Annotated in this window: 23 protein-coding genes; 6 read left to right on the top strand and 17 right to left on the bottom strand. The window is 72.3% G+C overall.

Annotation, left to right across the window (positions count from 1 at the left end):
* Window positions 1-50: 50 nt before the first annotated feature.
* From hutI to ABT158_RS02910, 4 genes are read right to left on the bottom strand one after another with little or no spacing between them, the layout of a single operon-like run.
* Entirely contained in the window at window positions 51-1196 is a 1146-nt protein-coding gene (gene hutI / locus ABT158_RS02925; protein WP_352350213.1) for an imidazolonepropionase, read from the bottom strand.
* Entirely contained in the window at window positions 1193-2515 is a 1323-nt protein-coding gene (locus tag ABT158_RS02920; protein ID WP_352326836.1) for a formimidoylglutamate deiminase, read from the bottom strand. The genes hutI and ABT158_RS02920 overlap by 4 nt, the downstream gene beginning before the upstream one ends.
* Complete coding sequence (locus ABT158_RS02915; RefSeq protein ID WP_352350210.1) at window positions 2506-3675, bottom strand: allantoate amidohydrolase; 1170 nt, start codon at window positions 3673-3675, stop codon at window positions 2506-2508. Before ABT158_RS02915 ends, ABT158_RS02920 begins: the two co-directional genes overlap by 10 nt.
* Before the next feature lie 33 nt (window positions 3676-3708).
* Window positions 3709-4395 (bottom strand): SDR family oxidoreductase, encoded by a 687-nt coding sequence (locus ABT158_RS02910; RefSeq protein ID WP_352350208.1) that lies wholly within the window; start codon window positions 4393-4395, stop codon window positions 3709-3711.
* A gap of 55 nt (window positions 4396-4450) precedes the next feature.
* Between ABT158_RS02910 and ABT158_RS02905 the strand changes: the two genes are divergently transcribed.
* The 3 genes from ABT158_RS02905 to ABT158_RS02895 are packed head-to-tail and all read left to right on the top strand — an operon-like array spanning window position 4451 to window position 6692.
* The gene (locus ABT158_RS02905) at window positions 4451-4984 is read left to right on the top strand and encodes a PadR family transcriptional regulator (protein WP_352350206.1); all 534 of its coding nucleotides are present in this window, start codon (window positions 4451-4453) and stop codon (window positions 4982-4984) included.
* An 11-nt stretch (window positions 4985-4995) separates the two neighbouring features.
* A complete protein-coding gene (locus ABT158_RS02900; protein ID WP_502911473.1) occupies window positions 4996-5946 on the top strand; it encodes an ATP-binding cassette domain-containing protein in 951 nt (316 codons plus the stop codon).
* Complete coding sequence (locus ABT158_RS02895; protein ID WP_352326831.1) at window positions 5943-6692, top strand: ABC transporter permease; 750 nt, start codon at window positions 5943-5945, stop codon at window positions 6690-6692. The genes ABT158_RS02900 and ABT158_RS02895 overlap by 4 nt, the downstream gene beginning before the upstream one ends.
* Here the strand turns inward: ABT158_RS02895 and ABT158_RS02890 are convergent.
* The 3 genes from ABT158_RS02890 to ABT158_RS02880 form a co-directional block, all read right to left on the bottom strand.
* Entirely contained in the window at window positions 6672-7508 is an 837-nt protein-coding gene (locus ABT158_RS02890; protein WP_352350202.1) for a MurR/RpiR family transcriptional regulator, read from the bottom strand. The genes ABT158_RS02895 and ABT158_RS02890 overlap by 21 nt on opposite strands.
* 68 nt (window positions 7509-7576) lie before the next feature.
* Window positions 7577-9226: a urocanate hydratase gene (gene hutU / locus ABT158_RS02885; RefSeq protein WP_352350200.1), complete on the bottom strand. Its 1650-nt coding sequence runs from the start codon at window positions 9224-9226 to the stop codon at window positions 7577-7579.
* A 238-nt stretch (window positions 9227-9464) separates the two neighbouring features.
* Window positions 9465-11171 carry an ABC transporter ATP-binding protein gene (locus ABT158_RS02880; RefSeq protein ID WP_352350198.1) on the bottom strand — a complete coding sequence of 569 codons (1707 nt, stop codon included), beginning with the start codon at window positions 11169-11171 and terminating at the stop codon, window positions 9465-9467.
* Window positions 11172-11396: 225 nt separating this feature from the next.
* Here ABT158_RS02880 and ABT158_RS02875 point away from each other — a divergent pair, with 225 nt between their 5' ends.
* Entirely contained in the window at window positions 11397-11972 is a 576-nt protein-coding gene (locus ABT158_RS02875; protein ID WP_352350196.1) for a PadR family transcriptional regulator, read from the top strand.
* On the top strand, window positions 11969-12778 hold the full coding sequence (locus ABT158_RS02870) for an SGNH/GDSL hydrolase family protein (protein WP_352350194.1): 810 nt from the start codon (window positions 11969-11971) through the stop codon (window positions 12776-12778). The genes ABT158_RS02875 and ABT158_RS02870 overlap by 4 nt, the downstream gene beginning before the upstream one ends.
* Here ABT158_RS02870 and ABT158_RS02865 read toward each other — a convergent pair.
* The 9 genes from ABT158_RS02865 to ABT158_RS02825 form a co-directional block, all read right to left on the bottom strand.
* Entirely contained in the window at window positions 12745-13470 is a 726-nt protein-coding gene (locus ABT158_RS02865) for a hypothetical protein (protein ID WP_352350192.1), read from the bottom strand. The two genes, ABT158_RS02870 and ABT158_RS02865, sit on opposite strands and share 34 nt — an antisense overlap.
* Window positions 13471-13473: 3 nt before the next feature.
* Window positions 13474-14232: a hypothetical protein gene (locus ABT158_RS02860; RefSeq protein ID WP_352350190.1), complete on the bottom strand. Its 759-nt coding sequence runs from the start codon at window positions 14230-14232 to the stop codon at window positions 13474-13476.
* A 58-nt stretch (window positions 14233-14290) separates the two neighbouring features.
* Window positions 14291-15061, bottom strand: a complete 771-nt coding sequence (locus ABT158_RS02855) for a hypothetical protein (protein ID WP_352350188.1) — start codon at window positions 15059-15061, stop codon at window positions 14291-14293.
* Between the two features lie 4 nt (window positions 15062-15065).
* On the bottom strand, window positions 15066-17147 hold the full coding sequence (locus ABT158_RS02850) for a right-handed parallel beta-helix repeat-containing protein (RefSeq protein ID WP_352350186.1): 2082 nt from the start codon (window positions 17145-17147) through the stop codon (window positions 15066-15068).
* An 82-nt stretch (window positions 17148-17229) separates the two neighbouring features.
* Entirely contained in the window at window positions 17230-18231 is a 1002-nt protein-coding gene (locus ABT158_RS02845) for a hydroxyacid dehydrogenase (RefSeq protein ID WP_352350184.1), read from the bottom strand.
* On the bottom strand, window positions 18228-19052 hold the full coding sequence (locus tag ABT158_RS02840) for a carbohydrate ABC transporter permease (protein WP_352350487.1): 825 nt from the start codon (window positions 19050-19052) through the stop codon (window positions 18228-18230). The genes ABT158_RS02845 and ABT158_RS02840 overlap by 4 nt, the downstream gene beginning before the upstream one ends.
* Window positions 19053-19057: 5 nt before the next feature.
* Window positions 19058-19954: a carbohydrate ABC transporter permease gene (locus ABT158_RS02835; RefSeq protein WP_352324984.1), complete on the bottom strand. Its 897-nt coding sequence runs from the start codon at window positions 19952-19954 to the stop codon at window positions 19058-19060.
* Window positions 19955-20008: 54 nt separating this feature from the next.
* Entirely contained in the window at window positions 20009-21316 is a 1308-nt protein-coding gene (locus tag ABT158_RS02830) for an ABC transporter substrate-binding protein (RefSeq protein ID WP_352350182.1), read from the bottom strand.
* 107 nt (window positions 21317-21423) lie between these two features.
* Window positions 21424-22461 (bottom strand): substrate-binding domain-containing protein, encoded by a 1038-nt coding sequence (locus ABT158_RS02825; protein WP_352350180.1) that lies wholly within the window; start codon window positions 22459-22461, stop codon window positions 21424-21426.
* 124 nt (window positions 22462-22585) lie between these two features.
* On the opposite strand from ABT158_RS02825, the gene ABT158_RS02820 reads away from it, so the two are divergent.
* Complete coding sequence (locus tag ABT158_RS02820) at window positions 22586-24391, top strand: DUF2264 domain-containing protein (protein WP_352350178.1); 1806 nt, start codon at window positions 22586-22588, stop codon at window positions 24389-24391.
* 89 nt (window positions 24392-24480) lie between these two features.
* Here the strand turns inward: ABT158_RS02820 and ABT158_RS02815 are convergent, their stop codons facing one another.
* The gene (locus ABT158_RS02815) at window positions 24481-25185 is read right to left on the bottom strand and encodes a FadR/GntR family transcriptional regulator (RefSeq protein ID WP_352350176.1); all 705 of its coding nucleotides are present in this window, start codon (window positions 25183-25185) and stop codon (window positions 24481-24483) included.
* Window positions 25186-25307: the final 122 nt, after the last annotated feature.

Here is a 25307-nt window from a genome sequence, read left to right as displayed (position 1 = left end):
GCAAAGATTCCCTAAACAGCTACGCCAGAGGGAGGGTCTTGGACGTCCTCCTAAAGGAGGAGACCGGCCTGAAACACCTGGTGGACAAGGGGAACACCGGGTCGGTACGCCAGATGGACGTAGGAGGGGGCATCGAGCACGACCAGGTCCGCGCGGGCTCCCCGACGCAGCCACCCCACGTCCGTGCGGCGCAGCGCGCGGGCGCCGCCGTACGTGGCCGCGCGCACCGCCTCCAGCGGCGTCATCCCCATCTCGCGCACCGCCAGCGCCACGCAGAACGGCATCGACGAGGTGAACGACGAGCCCGGGTTGCAGTCGGTGGCCAGCGCGACCGTGACGCCCGCGTCGATGAGCCGCCGCGCGTCGGGATAGGGCGAACGCGTGGAGAACTCGGCTCCCGGCAGCAACGTCGCCACCGTCCCGCTCGACGCGAGGGCGTCGACGTCGGCCGCCGACAGGTGGGTGCAGTGGTCGGCCGAGGCCGCGCCCAGCTCGCAGGCGATGCGCACGCCGGGCCCCTCGGTGAGCTGGTTGGCGTGCACCCGCGGCTGCAGCCCGGCCTTGATCCCGGCGTTCAGGATCTCCCTGGTCTGGTCGCCGTCGAACGCGCCGCGCTCGCAGAAGACGTCCACCCATTTGGCGTAGGGGGCGCAGGCGTCGAGCATCTCGCCCGTCACCAGCCGGACGTAGTCGTCGGCGTCGGCGCCCTCGGGGACGACGTGCGCGCCCAGGTAGGTCGTCTCGTCGGTGAGGGTGGTGGCGATCTCCAGCGAGCGGCGCTCGTGCTCGGCGGACAGGCCGTAGCCGCTCTTGATCTCCACGGTGGTGGTGCCCTGGGCGAGCATCTCCTCCACCAGGGCGCGGGCGTGCGTGGCCAGGTCGGCGTCGCTCGCCGCGCGGGTGGCGGCGACGGTCGTCCTGATGCCCCCGCCGGTGTACGGCTGCCCCGACATGCGGGCCTGGAACTCGGCCGTGCGGTCGCCGGCGAACACCAGGTGGGCGTGGCTGTCCACGAACCCGGGCAGCACGGCCCGGCCGCCGGCGTGCAGGCGCTCGTCGGCGTCGGGCGCCTGGGCGGCGGGGCCGACCCAGGCCACCAGGCCGTCCTCGACGACCAGCGCCGCGTCGGTGATCTCCTCGCGCTCGGGGTCGCCGGTGTAGAGCAGCCCGATCCCGTCGATCAGCGTGGTGGTCATCGCACCTTTCCTATCGCCTCGGAGAGCATGTGCCCGACGTCGCCCAGCTCGTGACGGCCCTGCGCGACCACCCTGCGGCCGCCGGAGACCACGGAGTGCACGTCGGAGGCCGTGGCCGCGAACACCACGGCCTCCAGCCCGCCGATGCCCGCCGTGCGCACCGAGTCGAGCCGGACCGACACCAGGTCGGCCCACGCCCCGGGGATGAGCCGGCCGGCGTCGGCGAAGCCGAGCGAGGTGTGCCCGGCGCCGGTGGCGGCGGTGAGCAGGTCGGCGGCGCTCCAGTGGCCGCGCCGCTCGCTGGTCAGCCGCTCGTCCAGCTCGACCGCGCGGGCCTCCTCGAACAGGTCGATCACGGCGTGGCCGTCGGAGCCGAGCGTGATCGGGGTGCCGCGGTCGGCCGCCGCCCTGGCCGGGCCGACGCCGTCGGCGAGGTCGCGCTCGGTGGTGGGGCACATGCAGATGTACGTGCCCGACTGGCCGAGCAGCTCCACGTCGGAGTCGGTCAGATGGGTGGCGTGCACCGCGGTCGAGCGCGGGCCCAGCACGCCGCGCTCGTGCAGGATCTGGACCGGCGTGGCGGCGTACGTCTCGGCGCAGGCGGCGTTCTCGGCGCGCTGCTCGGAGACGTGCGCGTGCAGCGGGGCGCCGTGCCGGTGGGAGAACTCCGCCACCACCGGCATCTGGTCCGGCGGCACCGCGCGCACCGAGTGGACGGCGGCCCCGATCTCCACGTCGTGCTGCCCCTCGTAGGCGGCGGCCAGCTCGTCGGCCCTGGCCGCCCAGCCGTCGGCGCTGCCGTCGCTGAAGCGCAGCTGCGTGCCCGACAGCGGCACGCCGATGCCGCCGGACAGGTAGCAGGTGTCGAGCAGCGTGATGCGCAGCCCGGCCTCGCGCGCGGCCTGGACGAGCGCGTGGCTCATCACGTTCCTGTCCTCGTACGGGCGGCCGCCGGGACCGTGGTGCAGGTAGTGGAACTCGCCCACGCAGGTGACCCCGGCCAGCGCCATCTCGGCGTAGACGGCCCTGGCGAGCTGGAAGTAGGTGTCGGGGTCGAGCTTGCCCGCGACCTCGTACATCTGGTCGCGCCAGGTCCAGAAGTCGCCCTTGCCGCGCTGGGTGGCGCCGCGCAGGGCCCGGTGGAAGGCGTGGGAATGGGCGTTGGCCAGGCCGGGGATGGTCAGGCCGGGCAGCCGCTCGGCCGAGCCGGGCTCACCCCGTCCGATCCGGGCGATCCGGGCGCCCTCGACCTCGATGAGGACGCCGTGGGCGACCCCGTCGGGCAACCAGGCCTGCTCGCACCAGTAGGTCAGCGACACAGATCCTCCAGCACGTCCGCGAGTGCCACCACTCCCGCATGGCAGTCTGCCTGGTCGGCGTGCTCCTCGGGGGAATGGGACACGCCGGTGGGGTTGCGTACGAACAACATCGCGCTCGGGACGCCCGCCGTGGCCAGGATTCCGGCGTCGTGGCCCGCTCCGGTCGGCAGGATCGGCGCGGGCGTGTCGCCGCCCGCCACGCGGGCCAGCCGGTCCCTCAGCGCCGCGCCGAAGGCGACCTCGGGGGTCCACGACTCCTCGCGCACGTCGGCGCCGGCCCCCGCGGACAGCTCCTCGACCAGGGCGCGGACCGCGGGCTCGGCCGGGCCTCGGGCGTCCAGCCAGGCCGTGACCAGGCCGGGGACGGCGTTGGCGTTGCCGGGCGAGACGCGGGTCTTGCCGACCGTGGCCACCACGTCGTGCCGCTCGGCCGCCTCGCGGGCGGCCAGCACCAGGCGGGCGAAGGGCAGCATCGGGTCGTCGCGGTCGGCCAGCCGGGTGGTGCCCGCGTGGTCGGCCCTGCCGTGGAAGTCGAACCGCCACCGGCCGTGCGGCCAGATGGCGCTGGCCACGCCCACCGGGCGGCCCTCGTGCACCAGGCCGCGGCCCTGCTCGACGTGGAGCTCGACGAACGTGCCGACGGTGGCCAGGGTCTCGGCGTCGTGGCCGACGTCCGCGGGCTTGCGGCCGGCCCGGGTCATGACGTCGGCCAGCGTGTCGCCGTCGTCGTCGGTGAGCGCGAGCGCGCGTTCCGGCGTGAGGGCGCCGGTGAGCAGCCGGGAGCCCATGCACGGCACGCCGAACCTGGCCCCCTCCTCGTCGGTGAAGCAGGCGACGCCGAGCGGCCGGCCCGGCGTGACCTGCCGTTCGCGCAGCAGGTCGAGGGCGGCGAAGGCGGACACCACGCCGAGCGGGCCGTCGTAGGCCCCGCCGTGGCGCACGGAGTCGAGGTGGCTGCCGGTGACCACGCCGGGCCGCCGCGACGGGTCGCCCCACCAGGCCCAGAGGTTGCCGTTGCGGTCTTCCCGCAGGTCGAGCCCGCGGCGCGCGGCCTCGCCCGCGAACCACCCGCGTAGCTCCATGTCGGCGGCCGACCAGGCGTCTCTCACGTATCCGCCGGAGCGGGGATCTCGTCCTATGTGCGCGAGTGGTTCAAGCATGGGTCCACTGTAGTGAATGGATCCATTCAGATGTCAGCTGGCCGGGCCCGCGCTCGGTCTGATGGTCAGTTCGGTGAGGTGGGCGTCGGGTCCGGCGTTGATCGTGGCGAGCACGGCCCGCGCGACGCTCTCCGGGGTGAGGTACTTGTCCGGCTCGTACGCGCCGCCCTCCTGGGCGCGTACGCCGCGCTGCATGTCGGTGGCCACCCGGCCCGGGTAGACGGTGGTGACCCGCAGCTCGGGCTCCTCCAGGCGCAGCGCGTCGGCGAAGGCGCGCAGGGCGAACTTGCTGGCCGCGTACGAGGCCCACTCGGGGTTGGCCCGCTGCCCCGCGCCGGAGTTCACGCAGACGACGTGCCCCCGGGCGCGGCGCAGCGCGGGCAGCAGCAGCCGGGTCAGCTCGGCGACCGCGACGACGTTGAGCTCCATGGTCGTGCGCCAGTTGCCGACGGGCTGGTCGGCGATCCGGCCGAGCAGCGCGATCCCGGCGCTGTGCACGAGCACGTCGAGCCGCTCGACCCCGCTGACGTCGGCCTCGGTGAGCCGGGTCAGCTCGACGGGCCAGGGCCGCGCGTCGGGCAGCTCGCCGGCCAGCTCGGCGAGCGCGGACTCGTCCCTGCCGCCGAGGATGACGTGATGCGTGGGGCCCAGCGCCCGCGCCACGGCCTCGCCCACACCACGGGAAGCGCCGGTGACCAGCGCAGTCGGTCGTTCAGTCATGGTGCCGAGTTTATGACCTTGACGGTTATACAAATTTGAGTACAAACTTGAGCACATGTCGGTGTCCACGCGCATCCTGATCCTCGGTTCCCTGCTCGACGGCCCCATGAACGGCTACGGCGTACGCCGCCGGCTGGAGATGATGGGCGCCGACACCTGGGCCAACGTCGCCTTCGGCTCGATCTACCACGGCCTGGGCAAGATGGCCGACGAGGGGCTGCTCGCGGTCGTCGAGGCCGGCAAGGGCGGCAAGGTCGTCTACGAGCTGACCGAGGCCGGCCGCTTCGAGTTCCACCGGCTGCTCATGCACAGCTGGTCCGAGGTGAGACCCGTCGTCGACCCCTTCCAGGTCGCGCTGACGTTCATGCACCGGATGAAAAAGCAGGAGATTCTCGACGCCCTGCATGGCAGGATTCGGCAACTGCGACTGAACATCGAGACCATCGACCACGCGTACGGCACCAAGCAGCGCTATGGCGAGCCCCGCCACCTCGACGAGAACCTCCGCCTGACCCAAGCCATGCTCCAGGCCCAGCTCGACTGGGTCGAAGGCGCGATCGGCCGGGTCGAGAAGGACGAACTGCCCTGAGGAGAGAAATGATCATTGAGGCACGTGAGTTACGCAAGACGTTCACCACCAGGAGCCGCAAGGGCTCGCAGACCGTCGAGGCCGTGCGCGGCATCGACCTCGACGTCGAGAAGGGCGAGATCTTCGGCGTGCTCGGCCCCAACGGCGCCGGCAAGACCACGACGATCCGCATGCTGGCCACGCTGATCACGCCCGACTCCGGCACCGCCGTCGTCGCCGGCCACGACCTGCGCAAGGAGCCCGAGGCCGTGCGCCGCCGGCTCGGCTACGTCAGCCAGGCGGGCGGCGTGGAGGACACCACGAGCGCCCGCGCCCAGATCATGATGGCCGCGAAGATCCACGGCGTGGCCGACCCGAAGCAGGCCACGGCCGACGTGCTCGACCGCTTCGACCTGACCGAGATGGCCGACCGGCCCGGCCGCACGCTCTCCGGCGGCCAGAAACGGCGGGTGGCCATCGCGCTGGGGCTGGTGCACGCCCCGCCGCTGCTCTTCCTCGACGAGCCCACCACCGGCCTCGACCCGCAGAACCGCGCCAACCTCTGGGACCGCATCAGGCAGCTCCGCGAGGCCGGCACGAGCGTGCTGCTCAGCACCCACTACCTCGACGAGGCCGACGCGCTCTGCGACCGGCTGGTGATCGTCGACCACGGGCGCATCGTGGCCGAGGGCACGCCCGGCGAGCTCAAGCGCGAGGTCTCCGGCGACGTCGTCACGCTGCGGCTGGCCGAGCCCGAGCGGGCCGCCGAGGCGCTCAGGCCCCTGGCCCGCGAGGTCCGCCCGGACGAGGACGCCCTGCGCGTCTACGTCGACGACGGCGAGCACACGCTGCCCGCGCTGCTGCGCGTCCTTGAGGAGCAGGGCATCGGCCTGCGCTCGATCGCCCTCGACCGCTCCACCCTCGACGACGTCTTCCTGGCCAAGACCGGCCGGTCCCTGCGCGACACCGGAGCCGCCGCATGATCCGCCACATCGCCCTGTTCACCGGCTACGAGCTGAAGAAGTCCTTCAGCAACCCCGTCTGGCCGCTGTTCGGCATCCTGCAGCCGGTGCTCTACCTGCTGATGTTCGCGCCGCTGCTCAAGGACCTGACGCCGGGCCACAGCACGGTCGACGCCCTGCGCATGTTCACGCCCGCGTCGATGATGATGATCGCCGTGTTCGGCTCGCTGTTCTCCGGGTTCGGCCTGATCGCCGAGCTGCGCAACGGCTCGCTCGAACGGTACGCCGTCAGCCCCGCCTGGCGGCCGGCCATCGTGCTCGGGCGGGTGGCCAAGGACATGGTCGTGCTGGTGTGCCAGGCGGTCCTGGTGCTGGTCGTGGCCGTGGCCATGGGCGTGCGGATCGGCGGCGTCGAGCTGGTGCTGGTGCTGGCGCTCATGGCGGCCACCGGGCTGTTCGCGTCCGGGCTGTCGCAGGGGCTGGCGTTGACCGTGCGCGACGAGAACGGCATGTCGCAGACGCTCAACCTGTTCATGCTGCCGATCATGCTGCTGGCCGGGCTGTTCATCCCGATCTCGTTCGCGCCCGGCTGGATGCGGGCGATCGCGCCGGTCAACCCGCTCTACCACGCGGTCGAGGCCGGGCGGGCGCTGTTCGCCGGGCGGCTGGGCGACTCGTCGATCCCGATCGCGTTCGCGCTGTTCATCGTGCTCGCGGTGCTCACGACGCTGTGGTCGATGCGGTCGCTACGCAGGATCGCCGGGTAGGAACGTGCCGGCCTCGTCGGTCATCCGCTCGTACTCCTCCAGCCTGGCCCTGGTACGCAGCGGCGCGGCGTCGGCCATGGCCTCGACCAGGGCCATGGCCAGGGCCAGGGGGGCCGCGTGGGAGTCGAACACCAGGCGGTCCCCGACCGGGCCGTCGAGCACGACCTCGGCCGGGAAGCCGGGCTTGTCGGTGATGGCGGCGACGCGCAGGCCGAGCTTCCCGGCGTACTCCAGCGCCTGCACGACCTCGGCCGGATAACGCGGGAGCACCACCGCCACCACCCACTCCGCGCCCGCCCGCCGCGCCGCGTGCAGCCCCTCGACCAGCTCGGAGCCGCCGTGGGTGAGCAGGCGCACGTCGGGGTGGATGCGCCTGGCGTAGTAGGCGAAGGTGGTGGCCAGGCCGCAGGAGACCCGCAGGCCCAGCACCGGCAGCGGCTCGGTGGCGGCGAGTTGCTCGCCCAGCTCCTTGAGCGGGAGGGCGGCCAGCCGCTCGCGGACCACGGCGAGGTTGCGGATCTCGCTGTCGATCGCGTTGCGCAGCAGGCTCTCCTGGGGCGCGACCACGCCGCCGCCGCCGAGCACCAGCGGGCGCAGCGCCTGGCGCAGCTCGGGATAGCCGGCGAAGCCGAGCACCATGGCGAACCTGGTCACCGACGGCTGGCTGACCCCGGCCCGCTCGGCCAGCTCGACGCTGGACAGGAAGATCGCCTCGTCGAGGTGCTCGCCCAGGTAATGGGCGATCCTGCGCTGCACCGGCGACAACCTCCGGCCGTCGAGCAGCACGCCGAGCCCACCGTGATATCCGTCAGCCACGCCACCTCCAACGTTCCGCCACCGGCATTCTCATCCCCCGCGCCGCGCGGGGGACGGCGACGACGGGGTCAGGACTCGCGCATGGGGATGCGCACGCCACGGGCCTCGGCCACCTCGGCGGCCTCCTCGTAACCCGCGTCGACGTGCCGCATCACGCCCGTGCCCGGGTCGTTGGTCAGGACGCGGTTGAGCTTCTCCCCGGCCAGCGCGGTGCCGTCGGCGACCGTGACCTGCCCGGCGTGGATGGACCGGCCGATCCCCACGCCGCCGCCGTGGTGGATGGACACCCAGGCCGCGCCGGAGGCGGTGTTGAGCATGGCGTTGAGCAGCGGCCAGTCGGCGATGGCGTCCGAGCCGTCGGCCATGGCCTCGGTCTCCCGGTACGGCGAGGCCACCGATCCGCTGTCCAGGTGGTCGCGGCCGATCACGATCGGCGCCTGGAGCTCGCCGGAGGCCACCATGTCGTTGAACCGCTCGCCCGCGACGTTGCGCTCGCCGTAGCCGAGCCAGCAGATGCGCGCGGGCAGGCCCTGGAAGTGCACCTTCTCGCCGGCCTGCGCGATCCACCTGGCCAGCGGCTCGTTGTCGGGGAACAGCTCCAGGATCGCGCGGTCGGTCGCGGCGATGTCGGCCGGGTCGCCGCTCAGCGCGGCCCACCGGAACGGCCCCTTGCCCTCGCAGAACAGCGGCCTGATGTACGCCGGCACGAAGCCGGGGAAGTCGAAGGCCCGCGTGTACCCCGCCAGCTGGGCCTCCCCGCGGATGGAGTTGCCGTAGTCGAACACCTCGGCCCCGGCGTCCTTGAAGCCGACCATGGCCTCGACGTGCCGGGCCATCGACGTGCGCGCCCGCTCGGTGAAGCCGGCCGGGTCCTTGTCGCGTTCGGCGCCCATGTCCTCGAAGGCGACGCCGACCGGCAGGTACATCAGCGGGTCGTGCGCGGAGGTCTGGTCGGTGACGATGTCGATCTCGGCGCCCCCGGCCAGCAGCTCGGGCAGGGCCTCGGCGGCGTTGGCCACGACGCCGATGGACAGCGGGCGGCGCGCGTCGCGGGCCTCGTAGGCCAGCCGCAGCGCCTCCTCCAGGGAGTCCGCCTGCACGTCGAGGTAGCGGTGCTCGATGCGGCGGGTGACCGAGCGGGGGTCGCAGTCGATGCAGATCGCGACGCCGCCGTTCATGGTGACGGCCAGCGGCTGGGCGCCGCCCATGCCGCCGAGGCCGGCCGTGAGGGTGATGGTGCCGGCCAGCGAGCCGCCGAACCGCTTCGCGGCGACCGCGGCGAACGTCTCGTACGTGCCCTGGAGGATGCCCTGGGTGCCGATGTAGATCCACGAACCGGCGGTCATCTGGCCGTACATGGTGAGGCCGGCCGCCTCCAGACGGCGGAACTCCTCCCAGTTGGCCCAGTCGGGGACCAGGTTGGAGTTGGCGATGAGCACCCGGGGGGCCCATTCGTGGGTGCGGAAGACGCCCACCGGGCGGCCCGACTGGACCAGCAGCGTCTCGTCGCCCTCCAGCGTGGTCAGGGTCCTGACCATGGCGTCGAAGGAGGGCCAGTCGCGGGCGGCCCGGCCGGAGCCGCCGTAGACGACCAGCTGCTCGGGGTGCTCGGCGACCTCGGGGTCCAGGTTGTTCTGGAGCATGCGGAGCGCCGCCTCCTGCGGCCACCCCTTCGCGGTGATCGTGGTGCCTCGCGGTGCGCGCACGCTGCGGCTCATGGTGACCCTCCTGAATGAACACATTCACCTTTGTCACCCGAAGACTACGGTGGACCGCGTCCAGCGGTCCACCGCAGGCAGCAGGCAAAGCCTGCGCCTACGGTCCCCGTAGCGTCCAGCGGTCCACCGCAGGCACCAGGCGCAGCCTGCGCCTACGGTCCCCGAAGCGTCCAGCGGTCCACCGCAGGCAGCAGGCGAAGCCTGCGCCTACGGTGGACAAACGCCCGCCTTGCGGCCTTCAGCTGGTGAGGAACTGGGTGGCGGCCAGTTCGCGGTAGAGGTCGTCGTCCGCCACCAGTTCGGCGTGGGTGCCGACCGCCCGTACGCCGCCCGCCTCCATCACCACGATCCGGTCGGCGTTCGTGACGGTGGACAGCCGGTGGGCGATGACCAGGACGGTCGTCTCGGCCGCCACCTCGGCGATCACCTCGCGCAGCCGCAGCTCGTTGACCGCGTCCAGCTGGGACGTGGCCTCGTCGAGCAGCAGCAGCCTGGGCTTCCGCAGCAGGGCCCGGGCGATGGCGACCCGCTGCCGCTCGCCGCCGGACAGCAGCACGCCGCGGTGGCCCACCGCCGTGTCGAGCCCTTCGGGCAGCCGGGCGACCAGGTCGTCGAGCCGGGTGCGGGTGACGGCGCGGCGCAGCTCGTCCTCGGTGGCGTCCTGGGCGGCGAAGAGCAGGTTCTCGCGCAGCGTGCCGGCCAGGACGGGGGCGTCCTGCTCGACGTAGCCGAGCGCGGCCCGTAGCTCGCCGAGCGGCCAGTCGCGGATGTCCCGGCCGCCGATGGAGATGAGGCCGTCCTGGTGCTCGTAGAAGCGTTCGAGCAGGGCGAACACCGTGGACTTGCCCGCGCCGGACGGCCCGACCAGCGCCGTGAGCCCGCCGGCGGGCACCTCGAAGGTGACGCCGTCGTGCACGGCGGGACGGTCGTCGCCGTACCGGAAGACGACGTCCTGAAACCGCAGGCCCACCGGCGTGCTCGCGGCCGGGACGGCGGCGCTGACCGGCTCGCCGGGCAGGTCCTCGATCTCCTTGATGCGCCGCATCGCGGCCAGCCCGTTCTGCAGCTGGACGGCGCCCTGGACGAGCTGCCCGATCGGCGGCACCAGGTAGAACAGGTAGAGCAGGAACGCGATCAGGGACGAGATCTCCAGCACGCCCGAGGCCACCCGCGACCCGCCGACGGCCAGCACGCACAGGAAGGCGATCTGCACGGCCATCCAGGTCGCCACGCCGGCCAGCGATGTCCAGCCGGCCACCTGCAGCCCGCGGTCGCGGGCGCGCTCGGCCGCCTCCCCGACGACCGCGATCTCCCGCTCCTCCGCGCCGCTGGCCTTGACCGTCCGGTACGCCTGCAGCGCCCGGTCCAGGACGGCCCCCATCTCGCCGACGGCCTCCTGGGCCTGCGTCTGCGCCCGCTGGATGCGCGGCATGATGAGCGCGACCAGGCCGCCGATCACCACCACCACGAGCAGCGTGACCAGCAGCAGCACGCCGTCCATGGTGGCCATCATGACGATCGCGCCGACCAGCATGAAGACCGCGCTGACCGACTCCACGATCCCGTTGGTCAGCACCGCGCGCAGCAGCGTCGTGTCACTCGTCACCCGCGACATCAGGTCGCCGGGCTTGAGCCGGTCGACGTCGGCGACCCTGAGCCGGAGCATCCGGTCGACGAGCCTGCGCCGGGCGCCCAGCACGACGCCCTCGCCGGTGCGTTCCATCAGGTAGGTGCCGCCGGCCGAGACGACGGCTCCCACGAGCACCGCCACGGTCAGTCCTAACAGCGGCGCGGCCAGCGACTGGTCCTCTCCGAAGGCGTCCACGACGTACTTGGCCAGCAGGGGCATCGCCAGCCCCGCCACCGAGCCGATCAGCCCGAGCAGACCGCCCGCGATCAGGACTTTCCGGTGCGGCCTGAGATAGGCCAGCAGCTCTTTGAGCACCCCAACTCCTCTCACGACATTTCTCGAAATTGCCCAACGAACGGCGCAGCGCGATCCGCACCGCCACGCCAGGGTCAACTTAGATTGACGACCAAAGTATGTCAACTTTCGTTGACGCCTCCTCCTTGAGAAGGAGACGCACGGGCGATCGAGGCCCCCTGGCACCGGGATCGGCGGCGGCACTATAGTCATGTCCATGACTAGTCATGTCCTTGAGCGTCGCTGATGGCGTTGCGGCATGCCGTGCTGGCGGCGCTGCTCGACGGCGAGTACAGCGGCTACCAGCTCACCAAGATCTTCGACGTGGGCGTCTCCAACTTCTGGTACGCCGCCCCCCAGCAGCTCTACGCCGAGCTGACCAGGCTGGAGGCCGACGGCCTGGTCACCGGCCGGGAGGTGGTCCAGCGCGGCCGTCCGAACAAGCGCCTGTTCGCGGTCACCCCGGCCGGCCTGGACGAGCTGGCCGCCTTCGCCGCGGCCCCGGCCAAGCCCTTGCTGCTCCGTGACGACCTGGCCGTCAAGGTCCACGCGGCCGACCGGCTCGACCCGGCGCCGCTGATCGCCCAGCTCCTCGACCGCGCCGGGGAGGCCGCCGCCAAGCTCGCGTACTTCGAGAAGACCCTGCTGCGCCTGCGCGGCGACCGCGACGAGGAGTCGTTCCTGCGCGAGGGCGAGCGGGTCGGCCCGTACCTGTCCTGCCTGGCGGGCTGCCGCCTGGAGCGGGAGATGCGCGACTGGTGCCTGAGCACCGCCAGGACGCTCGGCGAGCGCGCCGCCCGCACCCCGGAGGAGAACCCGTGACCTACGCCCGTTACGTCGCGCTCGGCGACAGCCAGACCGAGGGCCTCGGCGACGGCGACGACGTCCTCGGCCACCGCGGCTGGGCCGACCGGCTCGCCGAGCACCTGGCCCGCGGCAATCCCGGCCTGCTCTACGCCAACCTCGCCGTGCGCGGCCGGGTGGCCGCCCAGATCCGCGCCGAGCAGCTTCCCGCCGCCCTGGAGCTCCGTCCCGACCTGGCCACGGTCATGGCGGGCATGAACGACGTCATCCGTCCCGGCTTCGACGCCGCCGCCGTCGCGGCCGACCTGGAGCACATGTTCGCGGCGCTGACCGGGGCGGGCGCGCGGGTGGTGACCGTGACGTTCCCCGACATCGGCCGGATCGCGCCGCTGGCCAGGCCGCTGCTGCCGCGCGTGCTCGACCTCAACGCCCGCGTCCGCGAGGCCGCCGCCCGGCACGGCGTGACGCTGGTGGACACCTTCCCCGACACGGCGGTGACCGACGCGCGGCTGTGGAGCCCCGACCGGCTGCACGCCAGCCCGGCGGGGCACGCCAGGTTCGCCGCGTCGGTGGCCTACGCGCTGGAGCTGCCCGGCAGCGACGACGGCTGGAACCTGCCGCTGCCCGTGCTCCCGCCGCCCGGCCGCCTGCGCACGGCGGCGGCCGAGGCCCGCTGGCTGGGCTCGTTCGCCGGGCCGTGGATCGCCCGGCGGCTGCGGGGCCGCTCGTCGGGCGACGGCCGGGTGTGCAAGCGCCCGGCGCTCGCGCCGGTGCTCCCGGGCCTGCCGGATCAGTCGACCTCGGGCAGGTCGGGGTCGTCGTAGTCGGCGTCGCCGTCGTCGGCCCTGCGCAGCTTGATGTCCTCGGCCCACTCCCGGGCGAAGGCGCGGATGTCCGCGATGTGCCGTTCGTCCAGGCCGTGGGCCTCGAAGCGTTCGTCGCTCATCAGCTCGACGAACTCCAGCCGCATGAGCAGCTCCTGCGGCGAGAAGTCGTCGAGGTGGACGGCGGCGAGGCGTTCGAGGTCGCGGAAGGAGAACACGTGCGCCGCCGAGGCCGCGTCGGCGACGTCGGCCGGCAGCCCCCTCTCGTGCAGGTCGCGCACCCGCAGCCCGATCACGTCCGCCGGGGCCGCCACCGGCAGGCCGTCGCACACCACCGGGGGCTCGCGCAGCGCCTCGCGGGTGAGGACGATCTCGGCGTCGCGCCCGCTGGACGGGTCCGTGACGGTCAGGCGGGCCGCCCACACGGCGCTCTCGGCGACCTCGGCGACCAGCCCGCCGGCGCGCAACGCGGCCACGACGTCGCCGGCGGCGGACGGCAGGGGCCCTTCGGCGGCGGTCACCAGGTCGAGGCCCTCGACCAGGCGGTCGGTGAAGCCGTGGGCCCGCAGGGCGTGGCCGCCCGCCAGCAGCAGCCCGTGCCGCTCGCCGGCCGGCGACAGGGCCCGCAGCAGGCGCTCGGGGAACGGCGGTAAGCGCATCAGAGCGCGACGGGGGGGCGCGAGCGGTGTCATGGGTCAAGTATGCCGACGGCCGCGCCGGCTGGAGGGCAGGTCGTGCCGCCCCGAGAGGAACTCCTGGAACGCGATCTTGCCCCTGATGACCGGCCGCCGCCAGCGTTCCTCACGGTGGACGGCGGTGGCCAGCTTGCGGGGCGAGCGTCCGCCGCGGAAGAACCAGCGGGCCCACGGCGAGCCGGGACGGGCCAGGCGCACGGCGCCCACCACGAGCAGTAAAGGCAGGAACAGCCCCGCCATCCCGGTCCAGATCTTGCCCTTGAGCAGCGTGATCACCGCCAGCGCGAGGTTGGCCACGATCAGCGCCGCCGGGTTGACCGGCGTGCCGTAGTCCCAGGTCAGCGGGCGCAGGCCGATGAGGAGCAGGCCGGTCACGGCGACCGCGATGAAGACCGCGTCCACCGAGGTGCGCCCCTCCTCCTCCCAGTAGACGTCGTGCAGGTGCAGGATCAGCGCGAACTCGTCCAGCACGAGCGCGGAGCCGACGCCGAACACGCAGGCGGCGACCACCTGCCCGGCCTGCGCGGCGCCGTTGACGATGAGCCCGGTCACGCCGCCGATGAGCATGAGCACGACGCCGAACACGACGTGGTGGATGTGCATCTCGCCCACGTTCACGTTGCGGAACCAGCCGACCTTGGCCCTGATCAGGCGGACGTTGATGCGCGTGGCGATGAAGGCCACGATGAGCGTGACGAAGTAACAGAACAGCGGCAGCCGTCCCGTGGTGACGATGTTGCTCTGGAACCAGTTCCCCATGACCTTAGAAGTCGATGGTACGAGCCGGAACAGCCTTGTATGTCCGCTGCGGGATGGCTCATGAGTCGGCTCTCGCCCGGAGGGCCCGTTCGTAGCCCTCGATGACGAGCTGCCGCCTGATGGTGTCGCGTACCTGGTCGAAAGGGGGCGCCCCGGGGGCCGCGGTGCGGGCGTACCGGTCGCGCAGGCGGCGTTCGGACAGGTCGAGGGTGGCCGCGTGCAGCTTGCCGAGCGCCGAGTCCAGCTCGGCGGCCCGCACCTGCGCGTAGGTGTACTGGTCGTAGGAGGGCACGCCCGGGATCGGGCGGCCGGAGCGCGCGGCCTGCGCGCGGCGGGCGTTCTCGGCGGCCAGCTCGCGCTGGAACCCCTGCTCGCTGACGTCGGCGAGCAGGCCCGCCTCGCGGGCCCAGATCCGCCGCGCCTTGTCCAGCACGGCGGCCCGCACCGCCCGCTCCCTGAGCCGCCGCGCCGGGGTGACGCCGTCGCGGGGACGGTCCCAGAAGCCCGGCCCGAGCCCCTGGGCGGCGAACTCGGAGATCACCTCGGCGCGCACGGTCTCGGCCGCCCTGAGTACCTCGGCCCCGCTCACCGGCTCCCCCTCGAACGTGACGACCGTGTCCCCGGGACGCATCCCGAGCACCTCCGCCACGCCCGCGGACGCCGTCCGCGCGGGACCGCCGCCCCCGGCCTCCTCACCCGACACCGCGAGGCCGACGACGAGCACCCCGGCCAGGGCGAGAGCCGCCCACAGGACCCGCCCGCGCGCCGGGAACCTCGGACGCGGGCCGGACGCCCGGCGCGGCCGGCCGAGGGCCGGGGTGCTCGTCACGGCGTCAGCTCGCGATCTTCATGTCGAAGACGTGGAGCCCCGCGTTCGCCAGCGGGCTGCCCGCCGGGAAGGTCACCGTGGCGACCGTCCTGGACGCGTCGAGCGGCACCGCGTAGCCGAAGACCGACACGCCCGACTCGCGCGTCTGCCCGGTGGCCGGGTTCTTGTAGCTGGTCTGCGTCATGTTGTGGTAGTCGGCGCGGGCCACGAGCACGCCCCCGGCGGGCGCGGTCGCGTCCCACTGGTCGCCGAACCTGACGGTCTTGTCCTCGGTCGTCCCGTCGGTGTAGGTGACCTTGAAGACGCCCTCGCGCGCCTTCAGGCCACCGGCGCCGAGCAGGACCAGGCGGGCGCCCTGCCCCGGCAGCGCGACCGTCTGCCCGGCGGCCTTGACGTTGTCGGTCATGCCGTACGGGCGCGGGTGCCAGACGAAGTCGGCGCCGAGCACGTTCACGGTCCGGCCCGGCGTCAGACCGGCCTTCTCCAGCGCCTGGCCGGAGTAGCTGCGGCCGCTGGTGGAGAAGCCGCCGACGTTGGGGTTGAGGTCGGAGCTGACCGCGACGTTGTTGTACGCCTCCTCGACCGAGCCGGACACGACCGGCGCGGTGGCGGGCCCGTTGTAGGCCCCGCGCGAGACCGTGCCGGCGACCTGGTTGCCGAAGTAGTCGCGGTCGCCGAGGCCGTCCACGACCGCGCCGGACGCGAGCGCGGGCGAGCCTTCGAGCAGCTTGTAGCCGTCCACGTCGGCGGCGCCGTCGGCGGTGCCGGGGGCGGCGAGCCCGGGGTCGGCGGTCACCGCGCGGGCGTCGCCCGCCGGTACGGCCACGCCGCCGTGGTAGACGTTGGAGTCGTAGCCGATGCCGGGGGCCGCGGGCAGCGTGCCGGACGGCGCGTAGAAGATGTTGTTGACGATCTTCGAGTTCCCGGTGGGCACGGCCACGTCGAGCTTCTGCGAGGGGCAGAAGAACGTGTTGTTGTACAGCCACAGCGGGCTCGTGTTGTCGCCGGAGGCGTTGCCCGCGATGCGGCAGTCGTCCTGGGCGATGTTGAACCGCAGGATGGCGGTGGCCTTGTAGTTGGGGAACTCGGTGCAGCTCTGGCAGCCGAGGTAGAAGCCGCCGGCGTTGTCGTGCGAGTAGTTGTACTGGTAGACGCACGAGCCCTTGATGCCGCCGTCGCAGTCCCAGGCGGTGGAGTCGAAGATGGTGGGCCGCTGCCGGGTCACTTCATTGAACTGAAATACCGGGTCAACAGAGTTGATCGGCCACATTCCCGCGAAATTTCCGTCTACGTACGGGTATTTCCCGGCGCCGCCCTCGTCGAACAGGTTCCGCTCCACCAGCGGCCGGTCCGAGGCGTGCACCACGATGCCGTCGCCGCCGACCGCGCGGATGGTGTTGCGGGCGATGAGCACGTTCCGGTGGTAGTCGGTGCCCTTACGGCTGATCTTGATGCCGCCGCCGCCCGTGTCGTGCACGTAGTTGCCGGTGATCGTGATGCCGTCGAGGTAGCCGACCTTGCCCTCGGGCAGCGCCTGGACGCTGATGCCCGCCGAGTAGGCGAACCAGGAGCTGTTCGCCCCGGTCTTGTTGCCCCAGCCGGCGACGTCGGAGATCTCCAGGTCCCGCAGGACCAGCCCGGCCTTCGGCTCGGGGGTGGTGGAGTTGTACTGCACGCCGGTCCGCTTGGCCGTGGTGGCCGCCGGGTTGGTGATGTGCAGCTTCTCCAGCGTCACGTAGCTGTTGTCCACCAGGTGGACGGCCCACTCGCCGCCGTCGCCCTGGATGATCGGCTTGGGGCCCTCGCCGTAGGAGGTGAAGACGACGGGGTGCGCGGCCGTGCCGGAGCCGACGGGTTCGAGCCGGCCGGCGCAGACGGTCCCCGCCCTGAACTTGATCGTGTCCTTCTCGCGGAAGGTGATGGCGTTGACGTCGGCCAGGCTGTTCAGCGGCCCGGCGGCGTTGCGCCCCGAGCCGCCGTCCGGCGCCTGGCAGTCGACGAAGAAGTTCCGGGCGGCGGCCGCTTCCGCGGGGGTGGCGACCAGTCCGGCCGCCACGACCAGGGCCGCGACTAACTGAAGGCGCATGTTTACTCTCCGGGGGTGTTTCAGGCGAACTCTGAGCAGTTCAGAGCAGTTCAGAGCAGTTCAGAGCAGTTCAGAGGGGGCTTCAGGCGGACCGGGACAGCGTGCCGGGCTCGACGCCGTGCTCGAAGGGCAGTCCCTGGGCGTGCCGGGCCAGCTCGTCGAGCGCGAGGTCGGCCATCCTGGCCAGCTCGCCGCCCAGCGAGCCGGCGACGTGCGGCGTGACGAGCACGTTCGGCAGGTCGTAGAGTGGCGACTCGGCGGGCAGGAACTCCGGCTCGGTGTGGTCGAGCACCGCGTACAGCCGTCCGGAGGTCAGCTCGGCGACGAGCGCGTCCTGGTCGACCAGGGCGGCCCTGGCCGTGTTGATCAGCGTGGCGCCGTCGCGCATGGCGGCCAACCGGCCCGCGTCGATCAGGTGGCGGGTCTCCGGCAGGTCGGGCGCGTGCAGGCTGACCACGTCGGAGCGGGCGACCAGCTCGTCCAGCCCGACCCGGCGCGCCCCCAGGTCCTCCGCCAGGTACGGGTCGCTGACCAGCACCTCGAAGTCGAACGGCCGCAGCAGCTCGATCACCCGCCGCCCGATCCTGGAGGCCCCGACGACGCCGACCACCCGCCGGTAGTTGCCGAAGCCGGGGAAGCGGGCGTCCCAGTCGTCGTTGGCCCGCCGCGCCCGGTAGGCGCGGGCGATGTCGATCACCCGCTTGTTCGCGAACAGGATCGCCGCGAGCGTGAACTCGGCCACCGGCTCGGCGTTGGCCGAGGCGGCCGAGGAGACCACGATGCCGCGCTCCCAGCAGGCGTCGGTGACGTGGTGCTTGACCGAGCCGGCCGCGTGCACGATCGCCCGCAGCCGGGGCGCGCGGGCCAGCACCTCGGCCGTCACCGGCGGGCACCCCCACGAGGTGAGCAGCACCTCGGTCTGCGACAGGTCGGCGTCGTCGAACGCGGCGACCTCGGCCCGGACGTCGGCCAGCCGGTCAAGGCGGGCGCGCACCTCGCCGGTGAGCATGCGCCCGGCGACCTCGGCGGCCATGGCGACGACCGTCACCGGCTTGTTCATGTTCTCCCCCGAGAGCTCGTTCACTTGACGCTGCCCGCCGTCATCCCGGCCTTCCAGAACCGCTGCAAAGACACGAACACCAGCAGCAGGGGCACCACGGACAGCAGCGACCCGGTGATCACGAGGCTGTGGAACTCGGGGAAGGCGTTGCCCTGCTTCTCCCATCCGTACAGGCCGAGGCTGAGCGGGTAGAGCCGCTGGTCGCTCAGCATGACCAGGGGCAGGAAGAAGTTGTTCCAGATGGCGGTGAACTGGAACAGGAAGATCGTCACGTACGCGGGCAGCAGCATGGGCAGCGCCACGGACACGAACGTGCGCAGCTCGCCGGCCCCGTCGGACCTGGCCGCCTCCAGCACCTCGCCGGGCACGTACCCGGAGGAGAGCACCCGCGCCAGGTAGACGCCGAACGGATGCACCAGCACCGGCACGAACACCGACCAGAACGTGTTCACCACGCCGACCTTGGAGGCCAGCAGGTAGAGCGGCACGGCGGTGGCGGTGGTCGGCACCAGCACGCCGAGCAGCACCAGCCCGAACATCTTCTCCTTGGCGAACCAGGAGTACTTGTCGAAGGCGTAGCCGCACATCACGGTTACGAACGAGCTGACCGCCGCGCCGACGCCGGCGTACAGGACGCTGTTGAGGTACCAGCGGAAGAAGACGCCGTCGCCCTCCTGCGCGACCGCCCTGATGTTCTCGAACAGGTTGAAGCCGGCGAAGGAGAAGCCGGGCGTCGAGTACAGGTCGGACAGCGACTTGGTGGAGGCGAACAGCAGCCACGTCAGCGGCAGCAGCGTGTAGAGGGCGGAGATGATCAGCAGCACGTTGACCGTGGCGCGGGACATCCACTTCACCGGCGGTTCCCCCACTTCGTGACGGCGTAGGACAGCACGGCGGCGAGCAGCGCGAGCAGAATGGAGGCCGCGCCGGCCTGGCCGTAGTCGTTGTTGCCGAACGCCTCGTTGTAGGCGTACATGTTGGGCGTCCAGGTGCTGACGACGCCGTCGCTGACGTTGTCGAGCACCATCGGCTCGGTGAACAGCTGCAGCGAGCCGATGATCGTGAACAGCACGGTGGTGACCACGGCGCCGCGGATCAGCGGCACCTTGACCTGGAGGGCGACGCGCAGCGGGCCGGCGCCGTCCATCCTGGCCGCCTCGACGACCTCGGCCGGGATGGCCTGGAGCGCCGCGAAGTAGATGATCATGTTGTAGCCCACCCACTCCCACAGCGCGATGTTGACCACCGAGCCGAGCACGTGGTCGCCGCCGAGGAAGTCGACGTCGCCGAGCAGGTCCACGATGGGGCTGATGCCGGGCAGGTACAGGTAGAGCCAGATCAGCCCGGCGATCACGCCCGGCACGATGTGCGGCATGAACAGCGCGAGCTGGAAGAACTTGCCCAGCCTGGCCAGCCCGGAGTCCAGCAGCAGCGCCAGCGTGAGCGCGCCGCCGATCATCAGCGGGATGTACAGCACGCAGTAGCCGAGGATGACCAGGAAGCCGTCGGTGAAGGCGGAGTCCTTCAGCGTGTCCAGGTAGTTGCCGAGCCCGACGAACACGGTCTCCGCGCCGCCGAAGCCGAGCCCCGACGACTTCTCGCTGAACAGGCTGAGGTAGACCGCGTAGGCCAGCGGGGCCACGATCACGGCCGCGAACAGCGCGAAGAACGGCCCGACGAACAGCAGGATCGCCCCCCGCCGCCGCCACCCCTCGCCGCCGCGACCGCTTCCTACTGGAGGAGTCACAAGCTGCCTTTCGGTGGGTCGCGGCGGAGCCGGCGCTCCGCCGCGAGCGTCGTGCTACTGCTGGGCGACGTTGAGGCCGCGGCTCTTGATCTCGCCGACGGTGGCCGTCTGGGCGGCGTCCAGCACGCCGGGGATGGTGGTGCCGCCGCTGGAGACCTTGCCGAGGGCGTCCTTGAACGTGGTCAGCGTCTGGACCATGCTCGGGCCCCACGTCCAGCCGGGCTGGACCGTCTTGTACGACTCCGCGAACAGCGCGTAGATGTCCTGGCCGCCGTAGAAGGAGGCGTCGAAGCTCTTGGCCGCGACCGGCACGAGGTCGGCGATGGCCGGGAAGCCGCTGGAGGTGCCCGAGGACAGGCGGGCGGTCCACGCCTCCTCCGAGCCGGTCAGCCACTTGACGACCTCGACGGCGGCCTTGGCGTTCTTCGACCCCTTGCTCACGCCGAACGTGGTGCCGCCGAGCATGCCGCTGGCCGGGGTGCCCCAGTTGGGGATCGGCGCGATGGCCCACTTGCCGGCCTGGCCGGCGTGGTTGCCCTTCATGACGCCCGCGCCCCAGTTGGCGCCGACGTAGCCCCAGAGGGTGTCGTCCTCGAAGGCGGCGTTCCACTCCTGGCTGAAGGACGGCTGGACCTTCAGCAGGTCGTCCTTGACCAGGCCCTGCCAGTACTCGGCGACCTTCTTGCTGGGCTCGTCGTTGATCGTCACCTTCCAGGCGTCGCCCTCGGTGCCGAACCACTTGCCGCCCGCCTGCCACGACAGCGCGGCCAGCACGCTCGGGTCGTCGGGGAAGAAGGTGGCGATGCGCGACTTGCCGTCGGCCTTCTTCACCTTCTCGGCGGCGGCACGGAAGTCGTCCCAGGTCTTGGGGACCTCGATCTTGTTCTTCTCGAACAGGTCCTTGCGGTAGAAGAACACCTGCGGCGCGGCGTCCATGGGCAGCGCCCATGCCTTGCCGCCCAGCTCGACCAGGCCGAAGACCTCGGCCGGGTACTTGGACTTGACGTCGGCCACGTCGGCCGAGATGTCCTGGAGGGCGCCCTGGTTCACGAAGTCGGGCAGCTGCGGGTACTCCACGGACATGACGTCGGGGGCGTTGCCGGCCTTGACGGCGTTGGAGAACTTGGCGTAGCCGCCCGCGTTGCCCGAGGGGATCTCCTCGTACTTGATCTGGACGTCCTTGTGTGACTTGTTGAAGGCGTCCACGACCTGCTGGGTGCCCTTCGCCCAGCCCCAGAAGGTGACCTCGGCGGGCTTGCCCGCCTCGCCCGCGGGCTGCGCCGGCTCCGTGCTGCCGCACGCGGCGGCGAGCAGGCTCATACCGGCCAGCAGTCCGGCAATGCCGGCGCTCTTGCGTCCCATCGATGGCTCCTCATCGCTTTCGATCGATAAGGCATCATTCGCTCATACTCGATCGGTTGTCTAGAGAGAGGCCACAAATCGATCAATAACGAAATGGATGCGTAACGTCATGGGCGCGGCGCGACCGTGGATTCCCGGACCCGCAGCTCGGGCAGCAGCGCCACGTGCTGGGCAGGGCGCCGCGGGCCCTCCTGGATCCGGCTCACCAGCAGGTCGACGGCACAGCGGCCGACCGCGGCCTTGGGGGGCGCGACGGCCGTGAGCGGGGGGTCGCTGAGCGCCGCCACCTCGTCATCGTAGGCGACCAGCGACACCTCTTCGGGAATGCGCACCCCGGCCGTCCGCAGGTGCTGGACCAGCAGCAACGTGTCCTCGTCGTTGTGCACGAGCATGGCGGTGACCCCGCCCCTGATCGCCGCGACCACGTCGGCCACCTGCTCGCGCGAGGGCCCCTCCTGCGCGACGTCGAGGTGGACGGGCTCGGCCAGCCCCAGGTCGCGGACGGCGGCGAGGAACCCGTGCCGCACCCGGGGGGCCGTCGGGCTGTCCCGCGAGACCATGGCCAGGCGCCGGTGCCCGAGCTCGGCCAGGTGCCGGGTGCCGAGGAAGGCCCCGTGGGCATGGTGGGAGGCCGCCGCGTCCAGCAGCGAGGCGGGCCCGCCCAGCTCGGCCCGCCGTTCGACGAGCACCGCCGGCACGCCCAGCTCGGCCAGCCAGCCCTCGTGCGAGGCGTCCGGCTGCCTGCTCGGGGTGAGCAGCAGGCCCTCGATGCCGCCCTCCACGAGCTGCCTGACCTGGGTGCGGTCCTCCTCGTCGTCGTAGCGCGAGACGCCGAGGACGAGCCGCGCGCCCAGCCGTTCGGCCTGCTCGCGGGCGCCCCTGATGACCGCCGGGTAGTAGTAGGTGGCCGAGGGCACCAGCATGCCGAGGGTCAGGGAGCGCTCCCTGGCCGGGGCGGGCGCGGACTCGGGCCGGGTGATGCCGCCGTGCACGCGGTTGACCAGGCCCCGGCCGGCCAGGTGCTCGACGTCCCTGCGCAGGGTGACCATCGAGACGTTGAGCCGGTCGACCAGCTCGGCCAGGCGTACGGAACCGCGCTCGCGCACCTCGCGCAGGATCAGTTCATGACGTTGTTCGGCGAACACCGCGACTCCTTCTGACTCGACCCTGCGATCCTAGCGGGAAGTGCTTTCGTTTTTGAACGGATGCTTTCGTTCGATCAAGATGCTAAGGTCCCGGCCGAGACCGGACGTCCCTTTGGAGTGCCGCATGTTCCCGCTTCCGCCGGAGGATCGAACGCTCAGCCCGTACACCGGCTGGACCCGCGCCCATTGGGCGGCGGTGGCCGACGGGCTGCTGGCCGCGGTGGAACCGTACCGCTCCGCGGACGGCGCCGTGATCACGTTGCCGGGACGCGAGAGCTGGTCGCGCTGCGACGGCCTGGAGGGGTACGCGCGCACCTTCCTGCTGGCCGCCTTCCGCGTGGCCGGCGGCGGCCCCGAGGAGCTGCTGGCCCCGTACGCGCGCGGCCTGGAGTCCGGCCCCGGCGTCTGGCAGCCGATCGAGGACCGCACCCAGCCCATGGTCGAGGCGGCCTCGATCGCCCTGTCGCTCTGGCTGACCCGCGAGCGCCTGTGGGACCGCCTGTCCCCCGCCACCCGCGAACGCGTCGCCGCCTACCTGGCCGGGGCGCTGCGCCACGAGCCGGTGGACAACAACTGGTGGCTGTTCCCCGCCATGGTGGGCGGCTTCCTGTCGGCGGCCGGCCTGCACGCCGAGGAGGCCGGCGCGGCGGTGGAGCGCGGCCTGGCCCGCATCGAGCCCTGGTACGCCGGCGACGGCTGGTACGCCGACGGCGACAACCGCTCCTTCGACCACTACAACGGCTGGGCCATGCACCTCTACCCGGCCCTGCTGGCCCACCTGGCGGGTCAGGGCGCCCCCGGGCCCCGCCTGCGCCGCTTCCTGGAGAGCTACGCCCTCACCTTCGACCAGGACGGCCGCATGCTCTACCACGGCCGCTCCCTCACCTACCGCTTCGCCTCGGCGACCTCGCTCTTCGCCGGCGCCCTGCTGGAGGCCACCTCGCTCTCCCCCGGCCAGACCCGCCGCATCGCCTCCGGCGTCCTGCGCCGCTTCCTCGACGAGGGCGCGCTCTCCCCCGAGGGGCTGCTCACGCTGGGCTGGCACGGCCCCCACGAGCCCTCGCTGCAGTCCTACTCCGGCTCGGCGTCGCCGTACTGGGCGTCGAAGGCGTTCCTCGGGCTGCTGCTGCCGGCCGGCCACCCGGTGTGGACGGCGACCGAGGAGCCCGGCCCCACCGGGCTGGCCGCGCTGCCCGGTCCGGGACTGGTCGTCCAGCACACCGGCGACGTCGCCCGCCTGCTCAACCACGGCAGCCAGCACCACCCCGGCGACCCCCTGTACGACCGGTACGCCTACTCCACCCGCACCGCGCCGACCACGGGCGTCCCCGACAACCACTTCGGCGTGGTCGGCCCGGACGGCACGGTCGGCGGGCGCGGCACGATCACTCCTCGGGGAGCGGGCTCGGCGGGCGACCTGGCGTGGGCGGCGTCGGCGGGCGCGGGCGTGGAGAGCCTGAGCGTGATCAGGGGGGCCGTCGAGGTGCGCGTCCACCGGGTCGCGCCCGGCTCGGCGGTCCGGCAGAGCGGCTGGGCGCTCGTCGCAGCCGCCGACGCCGACGCCGACCAAGCCGACCCTGCCGACCAGGCCGGCGGGCCCGGCGCCCGGGTTCGGGTCCGGGACGGCGACGGGCTGGTCTCCGAGCTGGTCGCGGTGCGCGGCTACAGCCGGGCCTACGTCGCCGACGACCCCGAGGGCAGCGCCTTCGGGGCGCCGGCGGCCGTGCCGGTGCTGGAGGGGGTGGCGGCGGACGGCTGGGCGGTCAGCACGGCCGTCCTGGGCGACGACCCGGCCGGGACGCCGTCAGCGGCGGTGACGGCGACGGCGACGGCGACGGCGACGGCGACGGCTGACGAGATCACGCTGACCTGGCCCGACGGCACCCGCCACACCTTCCGGGTCCGCACCCCGGACGCCGAAACCGCCTGACAGCCCGCCCACGCCACGGCCCCCGCGCCGGCCCCTCCAGGAGGCGCTCGGACCGGGAAGGCGTTCAGACCAGGGGCTCAGGCCAGTGCTCAGGCCAGGAAGGCGCGCAGGAGGGCCGCCGTGCCCTCCAGGTGCTCGGACATCGCCCGGCGGGCCGCGTCCGGGTCGCCGGCCAGGATGGCGTCCACGATGGCCCGGTGCTGGGCGGCGGCGTGCTCGATGTTCACCTGGAGCATCGGGATCGCGTTCAGCAGGTCGCTCACCCGGGAGCGGGCGTCGGCGCACGTCGCCGCGAGCAGCGTCGAGCCGGTCAGCTCGGCGATCGACAGGTGGAAGGCCGTGTCGAGGCGCCGGTAGTCCTCCAGGGGCGCCGCGTCCAGCTCGGCCAGGCGGCGCAGCAGCACCTCCCGCTGTGCCGGGGTCAGCTCGGCCGCGGCCAGCACCTGCGCCGCCCCGCACTCGACCGCCAGCCGGAACGTCAGCGCGTCCGACAGCTCGGCCATGCCCATGTCGGCCACCGCCTGCCGCAGGTCGCCCGCGTCGGGCCGCGGCGGGACGTAGGTGACGAACGCGCCGCCGTACCGGCCGCGCCGCACGTCGAGGTAGCCCGCGTCCTGAAGGGCGCGGATGGCCTCGCGCAGGGTGACCCTGCTGATGCCCAGCCGCACGGCGAGCTCGCGCTCGGGCGGCAGTTTGTCGCCGTACGCCACCACGCCCAGTTTGATCGCCTGGAGCAGCCGTTCCACGGTCTCCTCGAAGGCGTTTCCCGCCTTCACCGGGCGCAGAACTGTCATCAAACGCGCCGAATCGTCCAAGGTGTCCTCAGGTCTTGACAAGCGATCCCGGCATGCACATCAATGGTCTGAGACTAGCCCAATCAACGGGAAAGCGCTTCAGAGCAGATCGGAGCGACCTA

Source organism: Nonomuraea sp. NPDC001636, from assembly GCF_040298265.1.
In the GTDB taxonomy this organism is placed as follows: Bacteria; Actinomycetota; Actinomycetes; order Streptosporangiales; family Streptosporangiaceae; genus Nonomuraea.
Note: the sequence above shows the minus strand (reverse complement) of the source record. Positions and strands in the feature narration are given on the sequence as shown.

Excerpts from the sequence above, each read along its gene's own strand:
- hutI (WP_352350213.1), bottom strand. The coding sequence starts at position 1,196 with ATGACCACCACGCTGATCGACGGGATCGGGCTGCTCTACACCGGCGAC.
- ABT158_RS02915 (WP_352350210.1), bottom strand. The coding sequence starts at position 3,675 with ATGCTTGAACCACTCGCGCACATAGGACGAGATCCCCGCTCCGGCGGA.
- ABT158_RS02910 (WP_352350208.1), bottom strand. The coding sequence starts at position 4,395 with ATGACTGAACGACCGACTGCGCTGGTCACCGGCGCTTCCCGTGGTGTG.
- ABT158_RS02905 (WP_352350206.1), top strand. The coding sequence starts at position 4,451 with ATGTCGGTGTCCACGCGCATCCTGATCCTCGGTTCCCTGCTCGACGGC.
- ABT158_RS02895 (WP_352326831.1), top strand. The coding sequence starts at position 5,943 with ATGATCCGCCACATCGCCCTGTTCACCGGCTACGAGCTGAAGAAGTCC.
- hutU (WP_352350200.1), bottom strand. The coding sequence starts at position 9,226 with ATGAGCCGCAGCGTGCGCGCACCGCGAGGCACCACGATCACCGCGAAG.
- ABT158_RS02875 (WP_352350196.1), top strand. The coding sequence starts at position 11,397 with ATGGCGTTGCGGCATGCCGTGCTGGCGGCGCTGCTCGACGGCGAGTAC.
- ABT158_RS02865 (WP_352350192.1), bottom strand. The coding sequence starts at position 13,470 with ATGACACCGCTCGCGCCCCCCCGTCGCGCTCTGATGCGCTTACCGCCG.
- ABT158_RS02860 (WP_352350190.1), bottom strand. The coding sequence starts at position 14,232 with ATGGGGAACTGGTTCCAGAGCAACATCGTCACCACGGGACGGCTGCCG.
- ABT158_RS02850 (WP_352350186.1), bottom strand. The coding sequence starts at position 17,147 with ATGCGCCTTCAGTTAGTCGCGGCCCTGGTCGTGGCGGCCGGACTGGTC.
- ABT158_RS02840 (WP_352350487.1), bottom strand. The coding sequence starts at position 19,052 with ATGTCCCGCGCCACGGTCAACGTGCTGCTGATCATCTCCGCCCTCTAC.
- ABT158_RS02830 (WP_352350182.1), bottom strand. The coding sequence starts at position 21,316 with ATGGGACGCAAGAGCGCCGGCATTGCCGGACTGCTGGCCGGTATGAGC.
- ABT158_RS02820 (WP_352350178.1), top strand. The coding sequence starts at position 22,586 with ATGTTCCCGCTTCCGCCGGAGGATCGAACGCTCAGCCCGTACACCGGC.
- ABT158_RS02815 (WP_352350176.1), bottom strand. The coding sequence starts at position 25,185 with ATGACAGTTCTGCGCCCGGTGAAGGCGGGAAACGCCTTCGAGGAGACC.